General features: G+C 72.4%; 14 protein-coding genes and 2 pseudogenes. 7 read left to right on the top strand and 9 right to left on the bottom strand.

Annotated elements, in window-relative coordinates; all coding sequences use genetic code 11:
• The 4 genes and pseudogenes from IG86_RS39310 to exaC form a co-directional block, all read left to right on the top strand.
• Positions 1-232, top strand: a pseudogene (locus IG86_RS39310) (DEAD/DEAH box helicase); the annotation flags it as partial.
• Complete coding sequence (locus IG86_RS0132460) at positions 229-1,497, top strand: SWF or SNF family helicase (RefSeq protein ID WP_037849536.1); 1,269 nt, start codon at positions 229-231, stop codon at positions 1,495-1,497. The pseudogene IG86_RS39310 and the gene IG86_RS0132460, both read left to right, overlap by 4 nt.
• A 150-nt stretch (positions 1,498-1,647) precedes the next feature.
• Positions 1,648-2,970 carry a helix-turn-helix domain-containing protein gene (locus IG86_RS0132465; RefSeq protein WP_030831532.1) on the top strand — a complete coding sequence of 441 codons (1,323 nt, stop codon included), beginning with the start codon at positions 1,648-1,650 and terminating at the stop codon, positions 2,968-2,970.
• 53 nt (positions 2,971-3,023) lie between these two features.
• Complete coding sequence (gene exaC / locus IG86_RS0132470) at positions 3,024-4,547, top strand: acetaldehyde dehydrogenase ExaC (RefSeq protein ID WP_030901753.1); 1,524 nt, start codon at positions 3,024-3,026, stop codon at positions 4,545-4,547.
• A gap of 131 nt (positions 4,548-4,678) precedes the next feature.
• Here exaC and IG86_RS0132475 read toward each other — a convergent pair whose 3' ends face one another.
• Complete coding sequence (locus IG86_RS0132475; protein ID WP_030831526.1) at positions 4,679-5,818, bottom strand: PucR-like N-terminal domain-containing protein; 1,140 nt, start codon at positions 5,816-5,818, stop codon at positions 4,679-4,681.
• Between the two features lie 87 nt (positions 5,819-5,905).
• On the opposite strand from IG86_RS0132475, the gene IG86_RS0132480 reads away from it, so the two are divergent.
• Together IG86_RS0132480 and IG86_RS0132485 are read left to right on the top strand one after the other, a co-directional pair.
• On the top strand, positions 5,906-6,961 hold the full coding sequence (locus IG86_RS0132480) for a ferredoxin reductase (protein WP_030831523.1): 1,056 nt from the start codon (positions 5,906-5,908) through the stop codon (positions 6,959-6,961).
• A gap of 7 nt (positions 6,962-6,968) precedes the next feature.
• A complete protein-coding gene (locus IG86_RS0132485; protein WP_030831520.1) occupies positions 6,969-8,087 on the top strand; it encodes a fatty acid desaturase family protein in 1,119 nt (372 codons plus the stop codon).
• A 478-nt stretch (positions 8,088-8,565) separates the two neighbouring features.
• On the opposite strand, the gene IG86_RS0132490 is transcribed toward IG86_RS0132485, so the two are convergent.
• From IG86_RS0132490 to IG86_RS45635, 6 genes and pseudogenes are all read right to left on the bottom strand, one after another.
• A complete protein-coding gene (locus IG86_RS0132490; protein WP_234348836.1) occupies positions 8,566-10,080 on the bottom strand; it encodes a DHA2 family efflux MFS transporter permease subunit in 1,515 nt (504 codons plus the stop codon).
• Between the two features lie 216 nt (positions 10,081-10,296).
• The gene (locus tag IG86_RS40315; protein ID WP_030901757.1) at positions 10,297-11,661 is read right to left on the bottom strand and encodes a DUF5685 family protein; all 1,365 of its coding nucleotides are present in this window, start codon (positions 11,659-11,661) and stop codon (positions 10,297-10,299) included.
• A gap of 158 nt (positions 11,662-11,819) precedes the next feature.
• Positions 11,820-12,554, bottom strand: coding sequence for a hypothetical protein (locus tag IG86_RS0132500; RefSeq protein WP_030901760.1), 735 nt, complete (start codon positions 12,552-12,554; stop codon positions 11,820-11,822).
• Positions 12,551-13,078 carry a SigE family RNA polymerase sigma factor gene (locus IG86_RS0132505; RefSeq protein WP_030831510.1) on the bottom strand — a complete coding sequence of 176 codons (528 nt, stop codon included), beginning with the start codon at positions 13,076-13,078 and terminating at the stop codon, positions 12,551-12,553. The genes IG86_RS0132500 and IG86_RS0132505 overlap by 4 nt, the downstream gene beginning before the upstream one ends.
• A gap of 125 nt (positions 13,079-13,203) precedes the next feature.
• The gene (locus tag IG86_RS45630) at positions 13,204-14,148 is read right to left on the bottom strand and encodes a pectinesterase family protein (protein WP_199814511.1); all 945 of its coding nucleotides are present in this window, start codon (positions 14,146-14,148) and stop codon (positions 13,204-13,206) included.
• Positions 14,149-14,199: 51 nt separating this feature from the next.
• Positions 14,200-15,549 (bottom strand): annotated as a pseudogene (locus IG86_RS45635) (pectate lyase family protein); the annotation flags it as partial.
• Positions 15,550-15,816: 267 nt separating this feature from the next.
• On the opposite strand from IG86_RS45635, the gene IG86_RS0132515 reads away from it, so the two are divergent.
• Positions 15,817-16,194, top strand: a complete 378-nt coding sequence (locus tag IG86_RS0132515) for an FKBP-type peptidyl-prolyl cis-trans isomerase (RefSeq protein ID WP_030831506.1) — start codon at positions 15,817-15,819, stop codon at positions 16,192-16,194.
• An 8-nt stretch (positions 16,195-16,202) separates the two neighbouring features.
• Here IG86_RS0132515 and IG86_RS0132520 read toward each other — a convergent pair whose 3' ends face one another.
• Together IG86_RS0132520 and IG86_RS0132525 are read right to left on the bottom strand one after the other, a co-directional pair.
• Complete coding sequence (locus IG86_RS0132520) at positions 16,203-16,541, bottom strand: MerR family transcriptional regulator (RefSeq protein ID WP_030831503.1); 339 nt, start codon at positions 16,539-16,541, stop codon at positions 16,203-16,205.
• Between the two features lie 221 nt (positions 16,542-16,762).
• Positions 16,763-17,071, bottom strand: a complete 309-nt coding sequence (locus IG86_RS0132525; RefSeq protein ID WP_030831500.1) for an SCO5918 family protein — start codon at positions 17,069-17,071, stop codon at positions 16,763-16,765.
• Positions 17,072-17,084 lie beyond the last annotated feature (13 nt).

Genomic DNA, 17,084 nt, shown 5'->3' on the forward strand with positions numbered 1-17,084 from the left:
CGAGGAACAGGCCACCGACCGCGCCTACCGCATCGGCCAGACCCAGCCCGTACAGGTCCACCGGATCATCGCCGAAGGCACCGTCGAGGACCGCATCGCACGCCTCCTGGAACGCAAACGGGCCCTGGCCGACGCCGTGCTCGCGGGCGGCGAGAGCGCGCTGACCGAACTGACCGACGCCGAACTGGCCGAGCTCGTGGCACTGCGCCCGGCCACGGGGAGTACGCGATGAGCACCGGGGACCCGTACGAGAAGACCTTCGCGGCGCTTCCGCCCGCACCCGGCCGGGGCTTCGCCCGTACCTGGTGGGGCCATGCCTGGCTGCGCGCCCTGGAGGACAGCGCGCTCGACGGGGAGCAGGTGCGCCTGGGCCGCCGCGTCGCGCGCTCCGGCGCGGTGGGGACCGTCTCGGTGCGCCCGGGCGGGCTCACCGCGGTCGTGCGCGACCGGGACGGGACGGCGCACCGGACGGACGTGCTGGTGCAGGAGTTCTCGCAGGCCGAGTGGGACCGGCTGCTGGGGCTCGCGGCCGCGGAGTCGGGCTACATCGCGGCGCTGCTGGACCGGGAGGTTCCGCCGGAGCTGGCCGAGGACGCGGCGGCGGCCGGGGTGGAACTGCTGCCCGGCATCGGGGACTTCGACCCGCGCTGCGACTGCGGCGAGTGGGACCACTGCCCACACACGGCCGCGCTCTGCTACCAGGTGGCGCGGCTGCTGGACCAGGACCCCTTCGTCCTGCTGCTCCTGCGCGGCCGGGGCGAACGGCAGCTGCTGGACGGGCTGGAGGCGCGCAGCGCCGCGAACGCCCCGGCGCAGACCCCGGACGCGGACGTGGCCGCCGACGCGGGTGTCCCGGCGGACCTGGCGTACGGGGCGGCGCGTGCGGGCCTGCCGCCGCTGCCCCCGCTGCCGGAACCGCCGCGGGCGCCGGGGCAGCCGCCGACCCTGGACACGGAGGCGGAACCGGACGGGCTCGACGTGGACGCGGTGGAGTTCCTCGCGCGGGCGGCCGCGGCCGAGGCCTTCCGGCTGCTGGCGGAGGCGGTCGCTCCGGGCCACGCCGACCGCGCCGTACCGCCCGTGCTCACGCAGGCGCAGGACGCCGTACGACTCACGCGGGAGGCCGATGACGTCCGGGTCCGCTCCCGTCTGGCGGCGGCTACCGGGCGCAGCCGGGCCGACATGGAACTGGCCGTACGCGCCTGGGGCTTCGGCGCGGCCCCGGGCCTGGCGGCGCTGGAGGACGACTGGACGCCGGACCGGACGACGCTGGCCCGTGCCCGGACGGCACTGGCCGCCGCCTGGGCGGAGGAGGAGGCTCCGGTGCTTCGCCGGGTCCGGGCCCGCTGGACGTCTCCGGGGACGGGCCGGCAGATCCGGCTGGGCCGGGAGGGGCGCTGGTGGCCGTACCGCCGGGAGGCCGGGCGGTGGATCCCCTCGGGCCCGCCGGCCCCGGACCCGGCGTCGGCACTGGCGGCCGCCGACCCGGCCGGCTGAGGCGGGGAGGGCTGCGGCAGCGAGCCGTACCCGTGGCGCGCCGACCGGCCGGAGCGGGCCCGCGCCCTGGCCGACGTACCGCTTGCCGGGGCTCGGCGGCGCGACGACGATGGGGGCGCTCCGGGTACCGCGGCACCACGGGAGGGTGACATGGGCGACCGGGATCCGTCGGTGGCACTGCCGGACGGGGCCGATCCGGCCGCCCGTTCGCGGGAACTGCGCCGGGCGCACGCCGCGTTCACCCGGGACGGGCGGGTGGAGACCCCGGTCAGGGCGGTCATCGCGCGGTCCTGGCGGCGGTGCGCGCGGGCCCGGCTGAGCCCGGAGTGCGCACCGCGGGTGGAACTCGCGGAGGCGGAGCTGCGCCCGTACCGGGAGGAGCACCCGCTGGCCCGGGTGATGCCGCTGTTCCGGGACCTCGTCGGCGCGTTCGCCGCGCACGGGGCGTACCTGCTGGCGGTGTGCGACGCGCGGGGCAGCCTGCTGTGGGTGGAGGGCGAACCGGCCACCCTGCGGCGCGCCGAGGGCCTCGGCTTCGTCCCGGGCACCCGCTGGGCGGAGTCGGCGATGGGGACCAACGCCCCCGGGACGGCGGTCGCGGTGGGCGAGCCCGTGCAGGTCTTCGGGGCCGAGCACTTCAGCCGCCGGGTGCACGCGTGGACCTGCGCGGCGGCGCCGGTGCGGGATCCGCGGACGGGCGGGGTGCTGGGCGCGGTGGACATCACCGGCGGCGACGGGCTCGCGCACCCGCACTCCCTGGCGTTCGTCCGGGCGGTGGCCCGGGCGGCGGAGGACCGGCTGGCCCTGCTCGACGGTGGGCCGCCGGCCGCGCGGGACACCCTCACGGCCCTCGGCCGGGACGAGGCACTGCTGGTCACCGGTGGCCGGCGGGTGCGGCTGGGACGCCGGCACAGCGAGATCATGGCCCTGCTGGCGCAGCATCCCGAGGGCCTGTCCGGCGAGGAGCTGGCGATCGCCGTGTACGAGGACGAGTCGGTGTCACCGGTCACGCTGCGCGCCGAGATGTCCCGGCTGCGCGCGCTGCTGGGACCCGCGGCGCCGTTGTCGCGCCCCTATCGCACGGCCGGTCCGCTGGATGCGGACTTCACCGCCCTGACCCGGCGGCTGGCGGCCGGAGCCGTCTCCGCGGCCCTCCACCACTACCCCGGCCCGCTGCTGCCGGCCTCGACGGCGCCCGGGGTGGTCCGGCTGCGCCGGCGGATCGAGGACCAGACGCGGGCGGCCCTGATCGCGCGGGCCGACGCGGGGCTGCTGGCCGACTGGGTGTGCAGTGCGTGGGGCGCGGACGACCCGGAGGCGTGGCGGGCGCTGGCGGCGGCGCTGCCGCCCGAGGCCAGGCCGGCCGCGCTGGCCCGGGTACGCGCCCTGGACCGTGAGCTGGGGGACCTGGGGGGTGCCCGGCCGGGCGGGCGCGGTCGGCGTGCAACGTATCCGCAACCTGCCCGCTCCTAGCCTCCACCGCAGCGCTGTCCGACGGCGGCCGGCGCCCGGCAGGGGAGGACACCATGGCCCGTTACGCTGCGCCCGGTACCGAGGGGTCGCTGATGTCGTACGCGTCCCGCTACGACCACTTCATCGGCGGCGAGTACGTCCCGCCCGCCCGCGGCCGCTACTTCGCGAACCCCTCGCCGGTCAACGGGCAGACCTTCACGGAGGTCGCGCGGGGCACCGCCGAGGACGTGGAGCGGGCGCTGGACGCGGCGCACGCGGCGGCGCCCGCCTGGGGCCGGACCTCCGTCGCCGACCGCTCGTCGGTCCTGCTGCGCATCGCGGACCGGATGGAGCAGCACCTGGAGGCCCTCGCGGTCGCCGAGACCTGGGAGAACGGCAAGCCGGTGCGCGAGACCCTGGCGGCCGACCTGCCCCTGGCCATCGACCAGTTCCGCTACTTCGCGGGCGCGCTGCGTGCGCAGGAGGGCGCGCTGAGCCAGATCGACGACGACACCGTCGCCTACCACTTCCACGAACCGCTGGGCGTGGTCGGGCAGATCATCCCGTGGAACTTCCCGATCCTGATGGCCGTGTGGAAGCTGGCCCCCGCGCTGGCGGCGGGCAACACCGTGGTGCTCAAGCCGGCCGAGCAGACCCCGGCCTCCGTCCACTACTGGCTGGGCCTGGTCGCGGACCTGCTGCCGCCGGGCGTGGTGAACGTCGTCAACGGCTTCGGCGAGGAGGCGGGCAAGCCGCTCGCGTCCAGTCCGCGCGTGGCGAAGGTCGCCTTCACCGGGGAGACGGCGACGGGACGGCTGATCATGCAGTACGCGGCCGAACACCTGAAGCCGGTGACGCTCGAACTGGGCGGCAAGAGCCCGAACCTGTTCTTCGACGACATCTGGTCGCAGGACGACGACCTGCGCGACAAGGCCCTGGAGGGCTTCACCATGTTCGCGCTCAACCAGGGCGAGGTGTGCACGAACCCCTCGCGGGCCCTGATCGAGCGGGGCCGGTACGGGGACTTCCTCGACGCGGCCGTGGCCCGTACCGAACTGATCGTGCCGGGCCACCCGTTGGACACGGACACGATGATCGGGGCCCAGGCCTCGGAGGAGCAGCTGAAGAAGGTCCTGTCGTACGTGGAGATCGGCCAGCGGGAGGGCGCGAAACTCCTGACGGGCGGCCGCCGCCAGGAACTGGAGGGCGACCTCGCGGGCGGCTTCTACGTCCAGCCGACCATCTTCGAGGGCGACAACCGCATGCGGATCTTCCAGGAGGAGATCTTCGGACCGGTGGTGTCGGTGACCGCCTTCCAGGACTTCGAGGACGCGGTGCGCATCGCCAACGACACGGCGTACGGCCTGGGCGCGGGCGTGTGGACCCGCGACGTCAACACGGCCTACCGCGCGGGCCGGGCGATCCAGGCGGGCCGCGTCTGGACGAACTGCTACCACGCCTACCCCGCCCACGCGGCCTTCGGCGGCTACAAGCAGTCGGGCATCGGCCGCGAGACCCACAAGATGATGCTGGAGCACTACCAGCAGACGAAGAATCTCCTGGTCTCCTACTCCCCCAAGAGGCTCGGCTTCTTTTAGAGCCTGAAAGACGGCGCCTGACCTGGGCTTTCGCCCGTCAGGCGCCGTCGGCTCGACCCGCTCGACACGGGTGTCAACCCTTTCTGTTCCTCCCGGTTCGTCCAGCCCCTCTCCCGCGGTCGAGGTACACGTCAGCTGACCCGAAGACCGACCGCCATCGTCAGCTCGAGGACCCGGTGTGGCGATGCGAGATCCGGAAAAAGCTCCCGCAGCTGCGACATCCGGTACCGGACGGTCTGGGGATGGACGAACAACGCCGCCGCCACCTCGTCCCGCCTGCCCTGGTGCAGCAGCCACTCCCGCAACGTCTCCTCCAGCCGCCGTGCGGTCGCGACAGGCAGGGTCCGCAACGGTGCGAGGGCTCGGGCACGCAGGTCCGCGAGCACGTCCGCGTCGGCGCTCAGCACCAGCTCGGGCAGGTGGTCCTCGGTGTCGCGGATATCGGAGGAGAGCAAGCGGGCGCGTGCGGCTCGTGCGTACGAGGCGGACGCTCGAGTCCATGGCCGGGCCGGGCCGACCACGGCGGTGCGTCCGGTCAGCTGCCGCAAGAGATGTGACCGGTCAGCATCGGGGACGAGCAGCACACCGGTGGCGTCCGGCAGATCGTCGAGAACGAGGGTGCTCGGGTCGAGCGCGCGGTAGGCGGGCCGGGCCTGGGTGGCGGGCAGCAGGACCGCGGTCAGCGAAACCGGAGGCTGCCACCCGGCCCGTTGAGCAGAGGCCAGCAGCACGTCCGGGCTCGCGTCGGCAAGGAGGTCGCGGGCCAGGTGTTCCAGGTGGCGCTCGTGGTCCCGGCCCCGGGCGGCCAGTTCGTCGGCGTGGCCCGCGGCGCTCGCGGCGGAGAGCTCGTCGATGTAGGCGAAGGTCAGCTCGGCGAACTTGGCGACCTCGGCGGCGGGCAGGCCTGCGGGTACCGCCCCCGCTGCCAGGCATCGCCAGGCCACGCGGGCGCCGACGCGGTAGGCGCTGAGCAGAGCGTCCATCGAACGGCCGTCGCGGACCTCGCCGCGCCCCAGCTCGTAGGCCGCGTCACCGCCGTCGCCGCCCGTGGCGTTCCCGCTCGCGAGGTCCAGGTAGTGCCCGAGGGCCGTGCGGACGGCGCGGCGGATGGTGGCGCCCATGCGTCCCGAAAGGGCGTTGGCGTAGGGAGGGACCTCGTCGATGATCGCCTGGACGACCTCGTCGGCGGTGGTCTTCAGCGCGGCCCGAAGTACGGTGACCGTCGTCTCATCCAGGGCCAGCTCGCTGGCCCTCCGGGTTACATGGCTCACGTTTTTGTTCCCTGCGAACAATTCTGCCGATCAGATTCACGTCCTACGGTCAGGACCTTACGCCGTGAGGCGCAGCAAGCTGGAGCCATGACGAGTGCAGCCCTCCGCAGTAGGGCGTGGAAACTGCTGGAGATGGTCACGACGCCGCTGCTGCCGTCGGACTACCTCGACCTGGTCAGCCCGCTGCGGGCGGGTGCCGACCTGCGGGGGCGCATCGAGGCCGTGCACCCCGAGACGGCTGACGCCGCGACCATCGTGATCAGGCCGGGAAGGGGCTGGCGCGGCCACACGGCCGGTCAGTACGTGCGGATCGGGGTCGACGTCGACGGGCGGCGCCTGTGGCGCGCCTACTCCATCACCTCGCCGACGAACCGCCAGGACGGCCGCGTCACGATCACCGTGAAGGCGATCCCGGACGGCAAGGTCAGCAACCACCTGGTCCGCAGGGCGAAGCCCGGCACGCTGGTCCAGCTCGACCAGCCGACCGGCGACTTCGTACTGCCGGAGGCCAAGCCCGCCAAGGTGCTCTACCTGACGGCCGGCAGCGGCATCACGCCCGTGATGGGCATGCTGCGCGACATCGACTTCGACGACGTCGTCATGATCCACAGCGCGCCACAGCCGCAAGACGTGATCTTCCGCGACGAACTGCACGACCTGGTCGCGGCCAAGAAGCTGCGGCTCACCGAGGTGCACACCGACACGGACGGCGTGCTCGACATCGCCCGACTCGACGAACTGGTACCCGACTGGGCCGAGCGCGAGACCTGGGCCTGCGGGCCCGCGGGCCTGCTCGACGCCGCCGAGGAGTTCTGGAGCGAACGCGGCGTCAGAGAGCGCCTGCACACCGAACGCTTCCGCCCCGGCATCGTCGCCGCCGGCGACGGCGGCGAGGTCACGTTCAGCGCCACCGGCAAGACCGTCGAGGCGGACGGCGCAACGCCGTTGCTGGACATCGGCGAGGAGGCCGGCGTGCTCATGCCGTCCGGGTGCCGCATGGGCATCTGCTTCGGATGCGTCACGCCGCTCAAGGCGGGCGCCGTCCGCGACCTGCGCACCGGCGAGATCACCGAGGCCGAGCCGGGCGTCCTCATCCAGACCTGCGTGTCCGCCGCGGCGGGCCCCTGCGACATCGAACGGTAGGAGCACCTTGACCGCCATCGACCCCACCGCCCACCTGACCGCGGAGCAGATCGAAGAGCTTGGCCGCGAGCTGGACGCGATCCGCGACGAGGTGATCGCCAGCCGTGGCGAGAAGGACGCCGCCTACATCCGTAAGGTCATCTCGGCGCAGCGCAAGCTCGAGCTGGTCAGCAGGGGCGTGCTGCTGTTCTCGTTCTTCCCGCCCGCGTGGCTGCTCGGCACCGCCGGGCTGTCCGTGGCGAAGATCATGGACAACATGGAGATCGGCCACAACATCCTGCACGGCCAGTGGGACTGGATGCGGGACCCGAAGATCCACTCCACCACCTGGGAATGGGATCACGTCTCGCCGGCCGACCAGTGGAAACACTCGCACAACGAGCTGCACCACACGTACACCAACGTGATCGGCAAGGACAACGACCTCGGCTACGGCATCATGCGCGTCGACGAGGACCAGAAGTGGCACCCGTTCCACCTCGGCCAGCCGCTGTGGAACTTCATCAACGCCTGCTTCTTCGAGTACGGCATCGCGGCGTACGACCTGGAGCTCGGCAAGAACCTGCACAAGCGCCGCCGCAACACCCCGGAGTTCCGCGCGCGGGCCAAGGCCGTGGGCCGCAAGATCCGCAAGCAGGTGCTCAAGGACTACGTGATCCACCCGCTGCTGTCGGGCCCGTCCTTCCTCACCACGCTCGCCGCCACGTTCACCGCGAACCTGGTCCGCAACATCTGGTCCCACTCGGTGATCATGTGCGGGCACTTCCCCGAGGGCGTTCAGACCTTCGAGCGCCGGTCGATCAAGGGCGAGACGCGCGGCCAGTGGTACCTGCGCCAGATGATGGGCTCGGCGAACATCAGCGGCAGCAGGGCCATGCACTTCATGACCGGCAACCTGTCGCACCAGATCGAGCACCACCTGTTCCCGGACCTGCCGAGCAACCGGTACGCCGAGGTCGCGGTGAAGGTGCGCGCGCTGTTCGAAAAGTACGAGCTGGAGTACGTCACCGGGCCGCTGCCCAAGCAGGTGTTCTCCGCGTGGCGCAAGGTCTTCCGGCTCTCGCTGCCGAACAAGAAGCCCAAGGTCGATGCGCCGGACCGCGATCAGGAGCTCGTCGCCGCCTGATTCCCGGTATCGGTTCGGACCTTTCACCCGTACGTCGGCCGTTCTCACTCTGCACGCCGACCCGCCCACCGGACCTCGGAAGGACCTGGCTCTCCCCGCGCAACCCGCGCGAGATTCAGGCACGGGACGCGGCGGCCCGACAGGTGGGCGTGCTGGACTGCCCGATCCCGGCCGCCCGGGCCGGAACGTACCAAGATCCGGAACATTCCCGGGCCAGCCCCTGGCAGAAGGCCTCACCGACTGTCGTTTCGCCTGGCCAGAATGGGTCTGGGTGCTGTACCACCAGCAGACGAAGAACCTCCTGGTGAGCTACTCCCCCAAGAGGCTCGGCTTCTTCTGAGAACGTCAGGGCGGTGCCTGACCTGCACGAAGGCCGGTCAGGCAGCGCGCCGTGGACTCGGGACGGCTAGCGAAGCCGGGCCGTTGCGGAGTTCGCTCGCCTCCGATGTCCCGCTTCACCGGGCCGGTCACCCGGGTGTCAGGTGGGTGTGTGGGCGGTCTTGTTCGTCGTGGTGCCCTCTTCGTCCTGGGCCTGCGCCGCAGCAGGCTGTTGCGGAGCGGGCGGGGTGCGGATCAGCAACGCGACCAGCACGGCCAGGGCGCCGATCACGGCGCCGATGCCGAATCCCCAACGGATGCCCGTGGCGAGAGCGCCGGTGGCGTCGGCGCCCCCGGCCGCTGCCGTGGCGGCGTGTCCCGACATCACACTGATGACGAGGGCGGTGCCGGCGGCTGCCGCGACCTGTTGGAGCGAGCCCAGGATGGCGGAGCCGTGGGGGTAGAGGTGCGGCGGCAGTACGGACAGGCCGGAGGTGAAAACGGGGGTGAAGACGAACGCCATGCCCGCACTCAGGGCCACGTGGAGGGCGAGCACCAGCCACGGCGAGGTCTGTTCACCCGCGAGGGTGAACAGCGCGAGGCAGAGCGCTGTGAGTGCGGCTCCGGGTACGACCAGGCGTGGTGCGCCGAGTCGGTCGTAGAGCTTGCCGACCTGTGGTCCGAGCAGGCCCATGGTCAGGCCTCCGGGGATGAGGAGCAGCCCGGTCTGCAGCGAGGTCAGGCCGCACACCTCCTGCAGGTAGATCGGCAGCAGGATGAACGCACCCATGAGGGCCATGAAGGACAGGCACATCAGGCCCAGAGCCACGGAGAAGTGACGGAACGTCAGTGCACGCAGGTCCAGCAGCGGGCTGGAGGAGCGCTGCAGTGCCAGTTGTCGCCACACGAACAGTCCTACGAGCACTGCGCCGGCCAGGGTGGTGGCCTCCGGGGGCACGGGCGACTGGGCCGCGTTCTCGGCACCGAGCCCGCTCAGGCCGTAGACCAGGGCGCCGAAGCCCGCTGCCGCCAGGGGGACGGACATCCAGTCGATGGGGGCGGCCTGCGGTTCGCCGATGTTGACCAGGTTGCGCCGACCGAATACGGCCATGGCTCCGGCGATGGGAAGCACGGCCAGGAATAGCAGGCGCCATGACCCCAGCTGCAGCAGCACACCGGAGACGGCGGGGCCGAGGGCGGGTGCGACGGAGATGACGAGGGTGATGTTGCCCATGACACGGCCGCGGTCGTGCGGGGGCACGAGGGTCATCAGCGTCGTCATGAGCAGCGGCATCATGACGGCGGTGCCACTGGCCTGGATGACGCGGGCGGCCAGCAGTACGGGGAAGGCGGGCGCGGCCGCGGCCAGAGCCGTGCCGGCGAGGAACAGTGCCATGGCGAGGCCGAACGCGGTTCGGGTCGTCACGCGCTGCAGGAACCACCCCGTCACCGGGATGACGACGGCCATGGTGAGCATGAAGGCCGTGGACAGCCACCCTGCGGCGGCTGCGGTGACCTCGAAGTCGCGCATGAGCCGCGGGATCGCGTTGACCATGATCGTCTCGTTGAGGAGGACGACGAACGTGGACAGCACCAGAATCCGCAGCACGGCGGTGACACGGGCGGGCGGGAGGGTGGGCGTTGCGTGGGGTGCGGGCATGGTGCCTTCCGTCATCTGAGTGTCCTCCGCGTGTGGGCAGGTCACACTGACAGACCGCGGCGCCGGGAAGAACTCATCGGTGTTCCCCGATCCTGTCGGTGCCGCCGCCCGGGCTCAAACCATTTTGCCGACCCGGAACGGCCAGGACACGGCTTCTGGAGCAGTCCGGCGCCGAGCTCCAGGACGACGGGCAGCAGGCGCAGCCTTCCTTCCCTCCGGGCGGGGTGTCGTTCAGTCGCAGCAGTCGCAGCAGCATTTGCACGGATTGCAGCAGCCGCCGCCACCGCCGCCGCAGCCGTCACCCGAGCCACCGCCCGAACCGCCGGAAGAGCCACCCGAGCTGCCGCCGCCCCGGCCGCCGAACCAGCCGTCACTCCCGGAACCCTCACTCCCGGAACCGTCCCGGCTCGTCGAGCCGCCGTTGCGGTTGCCGTCGCCGAACTGCAAGGGCTCTGCGTCATCCTGGCCGTCGTCCTCGCTGCAGCTGCAGCAGGTGGAGCACGATCTGCAATCGCCGCACAGCCGGCGCCACTCGCGACACCGCCGGCACTGTCCCTCCGGCGGCCGGCCCGACGCCGTCACCCCACCGTCCGGGGCCGCGCCCGCAAGCTCCCCCACGGCGCAGGCCGTGCCGGTGCCGGTGCCGGTTCCCGACGGCGTTTGCGTCTCTGCACGGCGGCCCAGCCAGGACAGCATGGGCAGGCCCCGCACCTGGCGGCGGCGGTGCTGATGGTGACGAGGCCGCGAGTCGAAGGCCCGGTCGACGGCACGCTCCAGCTCTGCGCCCAGAAGCGCCCGCGCCAACCGCCCGTCGACGAACACGGCGTCGGTCAGGGCGAGTCGGATCCCACGAACGGCGTCGTCGCAGAGCCGGCGCACCTCGGCGCGGTCCGCGCCGGTCACGGCGATCGGGTTCCACGCGCCGGACGCCTCGTCCGCGTCCAGGTCCTCCACCGCGTCCAGGAGATGCGCCAGCCGACCGAACAGCCGGCCGGCTTCCGCCAGCGGTTCGGCGTTGCCCGGGCGGTCCGTGAGCACTGCGGTGTACGCGAAGGCGGCCGCGGTCGCCGTCTCCGAAGGCTCCGTGACCGTCAGCAGCGAGCCACCGGGGCCGGTCAACCGCTCGACGTCCGGCTGGCGTTCGACCGCCGCGAGCAGCAGCGCGGTGTCGAAGCCGAGTCGTTCGCCGCCTGCGACGCCCGCACGGTCCCAGGCGTGGGCGATCCGGCGTGCCGCCAGCGCCACCGGGCGGCGGCCCACCAGGCCGTCACCATCGGCCGCGTGGTCACGCATCTTCGCTGCGGCCAGCACCAGCGACACCGTCGCCGCCAGCCGCGCCCCCTCACCCTGCGCCACGTCCGCCGACCGCATCCCGCGCAGCGGGCACGGCCCGGCACCCCGCCGCCAGTCCCCGGGGCGCTGCGACTGCGCTTCGGTCAGCACCGAGAGGATCAGGCCGTCGTAGTTGGTGGCCACCCTCGCGAACTGCCCGTACTCGCTGCGCAAAGCCAGGCACAGCCCGCACAGATGCGCCATCCACTCGGTACGCAAGCCCTCGCCCAGGCGATGACGGCACGGCCTGATGATTCCGAACACCGAAGTTCTCCCCCGTAGGAACAGCAACCCGGACGGATCCGGTCGGTCGGCTCACGGACGCAAGACCGCACACATGCGGCACGACCCGGCGTGACGTCGACCGCGTGCGACATCAACGCGCGGCCGACATCCTAGATGGTCGGGGGTGTGGAGGCGTCCTACGCGAACCCGCCCCATACGGCGGCTCCGCCCTGCGCGGCACCGGCAGTGGCGTCGATCCGGTAGGTGTCGTCCTTCGCGTCGCGTCCGCCGGCGGCGTGGTCGTACTGGCCGGCGAAGACGTGCTCGCCGGACGGGACGGTCCTGCCGGGTCTGAGGGTCCACCGGTAGACCAGGAAGCCGCCCTCCTCGCGCGCGGTGAGGTCGAAGTCCCCTGCGGGGCGGGTCCGCCAGCTACCGGTGTCCTTCACCCCCTCGGTGAGGGCGATGCGCAGCTCGACGACGAGCGCGGTGAGCGGCGCCCTCGCCTTGAGCGTGACGTTGCTCTGAGCCCAATAGGCGTTGCTGTGGGGGTCGACGGAGCCGTCGGCCCACAGTGGACCGTCCTCGGTCCGGCTGCCCTCGGTCGGCGGCGCCGTGCGGCCGGTGGCGGACGGGGCGGCGGCGGACGGGGCGGCGGGCGTCGGGGCGGCGGCCGTCGGATTCCGTGGCGGGTCCGGGGTGTGCACGACAGCGACCACCGTGAGGGCGCTCACCGTCAGGGTGCCGGCGGTGGCCAGGGTCGCGAGGACGGTCCTCGGCCAGTACAGGGCGCGGATGCGCTCGCGTGCCCGTGGTCGGTGGGCGGCGCCGGGACGGGCCGTGCCGCGCTCGACGCGGGCCAGCATGCGGGCCCGGTCGGGCAGGTGGGCTTCGGCGCTCCCGCGCAGCAGGTCGCGCAGTTCGTCGGTCACCGGGTTCCCCTTCCCACCAGCTCGTCCGCGGCCCGGGCGCCGAGCAGCCGCTGCAGTTCCGCCGTCCCCTTCGAGGTCTGGCTCTTCACCGTACCCACCGATATCCCGAGCGCCGCCGCGGTGTCCTTCTCCGAGAGGTCGAAGGCGTGCCGCAGTACCACGCAGGCGCGTTTGCGGAAGGGCAGCGTGTCCAGCGCGGCCCGCACGTCCATGACGGCGGCCATGTCCGGGCCGTCGGTCCGCTCCGGGCGGTGCGACCAGAACAGCAGGACGCGGCGCCGCTCACGTACCGTGCTCCGGATCCGGCTGCGGGCGAGGTTGGCGACGATCCCCCGGGCGTAGGCGGCCGGGGAGTCGGCGCGGCGGGCCCTGTCCCAGTGGTGCCAGAGCGCGACCATCGCGTCGGCGGCGAGGTCGTCGGCCGCGTCCGCCTCTCCGGTCAGCAGGTACGCCAGGCGGGAGAGTTCGGCGTGGTGGCGTTCGAAGAACGCGCGGAAGTCCGCGGCCGCCTCGTCTTCGGTCATGGCCTCGGTACGGCCTCTCGGTGCGACGGGGGCGATCTCAGGCAGGTGCCGGAGCGTAGCAGTCCGTTCGAGTGCCCGTTCGGACACCTCGGTGCGCCCGGGCCCGGTCCGCACAGTGGCGCCCATCAGCCCGTCGGGTTCCAGCCGTCGGTGCCGGCCAGGTAGGCGCGGGCGGTGTGGGCTGCGGCCTGGTCCGGGCCGAGCTGGGGCCGGGTCGCTCCGCTGCCGGCGCCGGGGCCCGTGTTGGCGTACTCGGCGAACCGGGCGGACTTCCAGGAGAAGCCCCCCATGTCGGTCCACGGCCCCTCGGTCTTCACGGCTGCGGGCAGGCTCGTGTTGCGGATGACGAGCCGGCCGACCGCGCTCTCGGCGGGGTGCCAGGGCCGGCCGAGGTAGTAGGTCCCGGGCCGGGCGGGGCTGCTGATCGTACTGTCGGTGATGAGGATCCCGTACGGCTTGGCCGCATCGGTGTTCGGCGCGGCGAGATATCCGTTGTGGCCGCCGGTCGCGGCCCCCCGGTCGCGCAGGGTGAAGTTGACGCGGTCGTAGACGGCGGTGGCGTTGCCGAAGACGAAGTCGACGTCCCCCGCGATGAAGCAGTGGCGGAAGTACTGCCGGTACTGGCCGGTGGCCGAGGGAGCCCAGTTGAGGACGGTGTCCTGGTGCCCGATGAAACGCGAGTTGAGGTACTTCTGGCGGTCGCCCGACGCGTTGACCGCCACGGCCTGGGTGTCCCTGACGTCCGGGTGCGCCGACCTGTCCCAGGTGTTCTCGACCGTCACGCCGGTGACGGTGATGTCGTTCGCCGAGAAGGTCGCGGTGGCACTGCCCGCGGTTCCGTACGTACCGCCTCCGGGTTTCGGCGTGCCGGAGGCGTTGTCGTAGGTGATGACGACGTCCTCGGCATTGCCGGTGGCGCCCTTGAGGGTCAGCCCTTGCTTGGAGGCGGGGACGTTCAGCGTCTCCCGGTAGGTGCCGCGCGAGACGAGGACGGTGTCGCGCGGAGCGGCGGCGTTGACGGCGGCCTGCACGGAACGGTGGTCTGCGGAGCCGTCGGCGGCGACCGTCAGCGTACGGCCGCCGGCCGAACCGGACGGGGCGGGAGCCTTGCCGCCGGTCTCGGTGAGGACGCCGGCGCCCGCCTCCCCCGCCTTCCCCGCAAGCTTCGTCGGCAGTCCGGCGGCGGGTTCCAGTCCGGCGGTGAGGGTGGGCCGCCAGCCGACGGTGGTCTTGATCTTCTTCCCGGTGTCGGCGGAGTTGTGGGCGGCGACCAGGTCCACGGGGGCGCCGTCGACGAGGTTGCCGCTGCCCGCGACGGCTCCGGTGCCGTCGCCGCTGAGCAGCTGGGAGGTCTTCCGGTCGGAGGAGAGCTTCCAGTGGTTGTTCTGCGCGACGACCTGGGCGCCGGCACGGGAGTTGACGCTGTAGCTGTGCGCGTAGCCCTCCGACGCCGTGGTGTCGTAGTAGTTGTCGTACAGGTGGATCTGGCCCACCCGGGCGAGAGGGGCCCGCTGGACGACGCCCCGGAAGACGTTGTGGTGGAGCGTCACCCGCAGTTTGGTGTCCTTGTCGCTGCTGCCGATGAGCATCGTCTTGTCGTGGTTGCTGAACGTGTTGTATCCGACGGTGACCAGGTCGGAGGCGTTGGTGATGTCGAGGGCACCGTCGTGCACCTGGTACTCACGGCCGAAGTGGACCGGGTTGGCGGAATCCGGGTGCGGGTCGTCGGAGAAGCTGTTGTGGTCGACCCAGACATGGGTGGCGCCGCGCAGGCTGACGGCGTCGTAGGCGGAGTTCCAGTTGCCGGTGGAGCCGTCGGTCGGGTCCCACTGCGGGAAGCAGTCCCGGACGTCGGTGAGCGACAGGTTGCGGATGATCACGTTGTCGGCGTTCTTCACCACCAGGCTGCCGCCGGTGATGCCCGCTCCGGTGCCGGGGACGCCGACGACGGTGGTCCGCGCCGGCACCGGGAACACCATGCGGGCGGCCTGCCTGGCCTGGGCCGCCCTGCGGGCGTTCTCCTGAGCGCCGGACGGCACCTTGGCACGGCCCCAGACCGCGGGATCGTAGGCCTTGAGGTAGGAGTCGAGCGAGTAGCCGGTGCCCGCGGCGTAGTCCGCGCAGCTCTGCGACTTCCCGCTGTCGTCGGTGTTGGCGTCGATCAGGCCCTTGACCCGGACGATCCGCGGGGCGTCGGCCGGGCCCGCGGCCAGAGCTCTCGCCAGCTCGGCCCGGGTGGAGACGGTGAAGACGCGTGCGGTGGCCGCAGCCCGGCCGCCGGTGGTGCCCGTGCCGCTCGCGGCCCAGCCGTCCCGGGCGGGCAGCACGCCGTGGGCGAGGTCGGCGGGGGCCACGGCGTCCGCCGTCACGACCAGCGGCACGGCGCCGAGACCGGCGGCGACCAGGGTGGCCGCTCCGACCAGGGCGAACCTGCGGCGTCCGGTGGGTCGGCGATGGGGGGAAGCGGACATGGGCGGTGGCTCCTTGGGGTGAGGTGCACTGTTCACCCCTCAGTTGCCGCCGGAGCCCGAAAGGTTGCCGGGCACCCGCCGGAATTTCTCCGCGGCCTTGGTGACCGGGTCCCGCGGGGAGCTTGGGCGAAGGTTCTGAGCGCTGTCGTCGACGGGCCGGGTGGGACGGACCGGCGTCGGTGTCGTAGCGTGATCGTCCACTGCATGGAGTGACCGTGCGCCGGCTGGTCCGTACGCGAGCTTCCGGCGGAGAGCGAGGAGGCCGCGATGACCGAACCGACGAAGCCCGTGATCGAACTTCCGGGGGGTGAAGCTCCGCAGGAGCTGACGGTCCGTGACCTCGTCGTGGGGGACGGGGCCGAGGCGAAGCCGGGCAGGGTCGTCCGGGTTCACTACGTCGGGGTGACCTTCGAGTCCGGAGCGGAGTTCGACGCCTCCTGGGACCGGGAGCAGCCGTTCAAGTTCGCCGTGGGTGGTGGCAGGGTCATCAAGGGCTGGGACCGGGGAATCAGGGGGATGAGGGTCGGCGGTCGGCGCGAGATCATCGTTCCCCCGCGCCTCGGCTACGGCAACCAGTCCCCCTCGCCCTTGATCCCGGCGGGTTCCACGCTCGTCTTCGTGGTGGACCTGCTCTCGGTGGTCTGAGGGGTCGCTCAGGCCGAGGCCGGTGGGTCCGTGGATTCGGCGGCACGGCGGTATTCGGCGTTGATGCGCTGGGCTTCTTCGAGCTGGTCTTCGAGGATGATGATGCGGCAGGCCGCCTCGATGGGGGTGCCCTGGTCCACGAGTTCCCGCGCACGGGCGGCGATGCGCAACTGGTAGCGGGAGTATCGGCGGTGACCGCCCGCGGAGCGGAGCGGGGTGATCAGGCGGGCTTCGCCGATGGCCCGCAGGAAGCCCTGGGTGGTGCCGAGCATCTCGGCGGCCCGGCCCATCGTGTAGGCGGGGTAGTCGTCGTCGTCGAGCCGGTCGAACGAGTCGTCTGCTGTCATTGCACCTCAATCATGGGACGCGTGGAGGGGCCCTGATGCCGTACGGCACCAGGGCCCCGAAGGAACTTCTACACCATCTGCCGACTCCGGTACCGCCCCGACCTCCGGATCCGGCGGGTGAGCGTCGCCGCCCCGACATGCGCGCAGGGCCCGACCGGCTGTGTGCCGGTCGGGCCCTGCGCGTGCGCCGGGTGCCGACGCGCGCCTTCCCCGGTCGGCCGTCAGACGGCCGCGGTGCCGAGCATCGCCGAGGCGTGCTCCAGCGGGCTGAGGACGCGGGCGGGCGCCGCGGCCCGGGGAAGGCCCCGGCAGGTGAAGCCGAGCTGGGTCATGGCCCGCAGGACTTCGCCGGCGCTGAAGTCGCGGCGGTCCTGGCGGGTGATGACCTGGCCGACCTGTTTGGCGGGGTAGGTGCGGCGGCCGATGGTCACGGACTCACCGGTGACCTCCTCGGGCTTGACGCCCTTCATCGATTCCAGGACGCCGTTCCTGGTCAGGTCGAACGGGAAGCGGGCGATGACGCAGCGCATGGTGCCTCACAGG

The organism is Streptomyces virginiae (assembly GCF_000720455.1).
Lineage (GTDB): Bacteria > Actinomycetota > Actinomycetes > Streptomycetales > Streptomycetaceae > Streptomyces > Streptomyces virginiae.

What these genes read in the sequence shown, in the direction of transcription:
- IG86_RS0132460 (WP_037849536.1), top strand. Translation starts at nt 229, where the DNA reads ATGAGCACCGGGGACCCGTACGAGAAGACCTTCGCGGCGCTTCCGCCC.
- IG86_RS0132465 (WP_030831532.1), top strand. Translation starts at nt 1,648, where the DNA reads ATGGGCGACCGGGATCCGTCGGTGGCACTGCCGGACGGGGCCGATCCG.
- exaC (WP_030901753.1), top strand. Translation starts at nt 3,024, where the DNA reads ATGGCCCGTTACGCTGCGCCCGGTACCGAGGGGTCGCTGATGTCGTAC.
- IG86_RS0132480 (WP_030831523.1), top strand. Translation starts at nt 5,906, where the DNA reads ATGACGAGTGCAGCCCTCCGCAGTAGGGCGTGGAAACTGCTGGAGATG.
- IG86_RS0132490 (WP_234348836.1), bottom strand. Translation starts at nt 10,080, where the DNA reads ATGACGGAAGGCACCATGCCCGCACCCCACGCAACGCCCACCCTCCCG.
- IG86_RS0132505 (WP_030831510.1), bottom strand. Translation starts at nt 13,078, where the DNA reads ATGACCGAAGACGAGGCGGCCGCGGACTTCCGCGCGTTCTTCGAACGC.
- IG86_RS0132515 (WP_030831506.1), top strand. Translation starts at nt 15,817, where the DNA reads ATGACCGAACCGACGAAGCCCGTGATCGAACTTCCGGGGGGTGAAGCT.
- IG86_RS0132520 (WP_030831503.1), bottom strand. Translation starts at nt 16,541, where the DNA reads ATGACAGCAGACGACTCGTTCGACCGGCTCGACGACGACGACTACCCC.
- IG86_RS0132525 (WP_030831500.1), bottom strand. Translation starts at nt 17,071, where the DNA reads ATGCGCTGCGTCATCGCCCGCTTCCCGTTCGACCTGACCAGGAACGGC.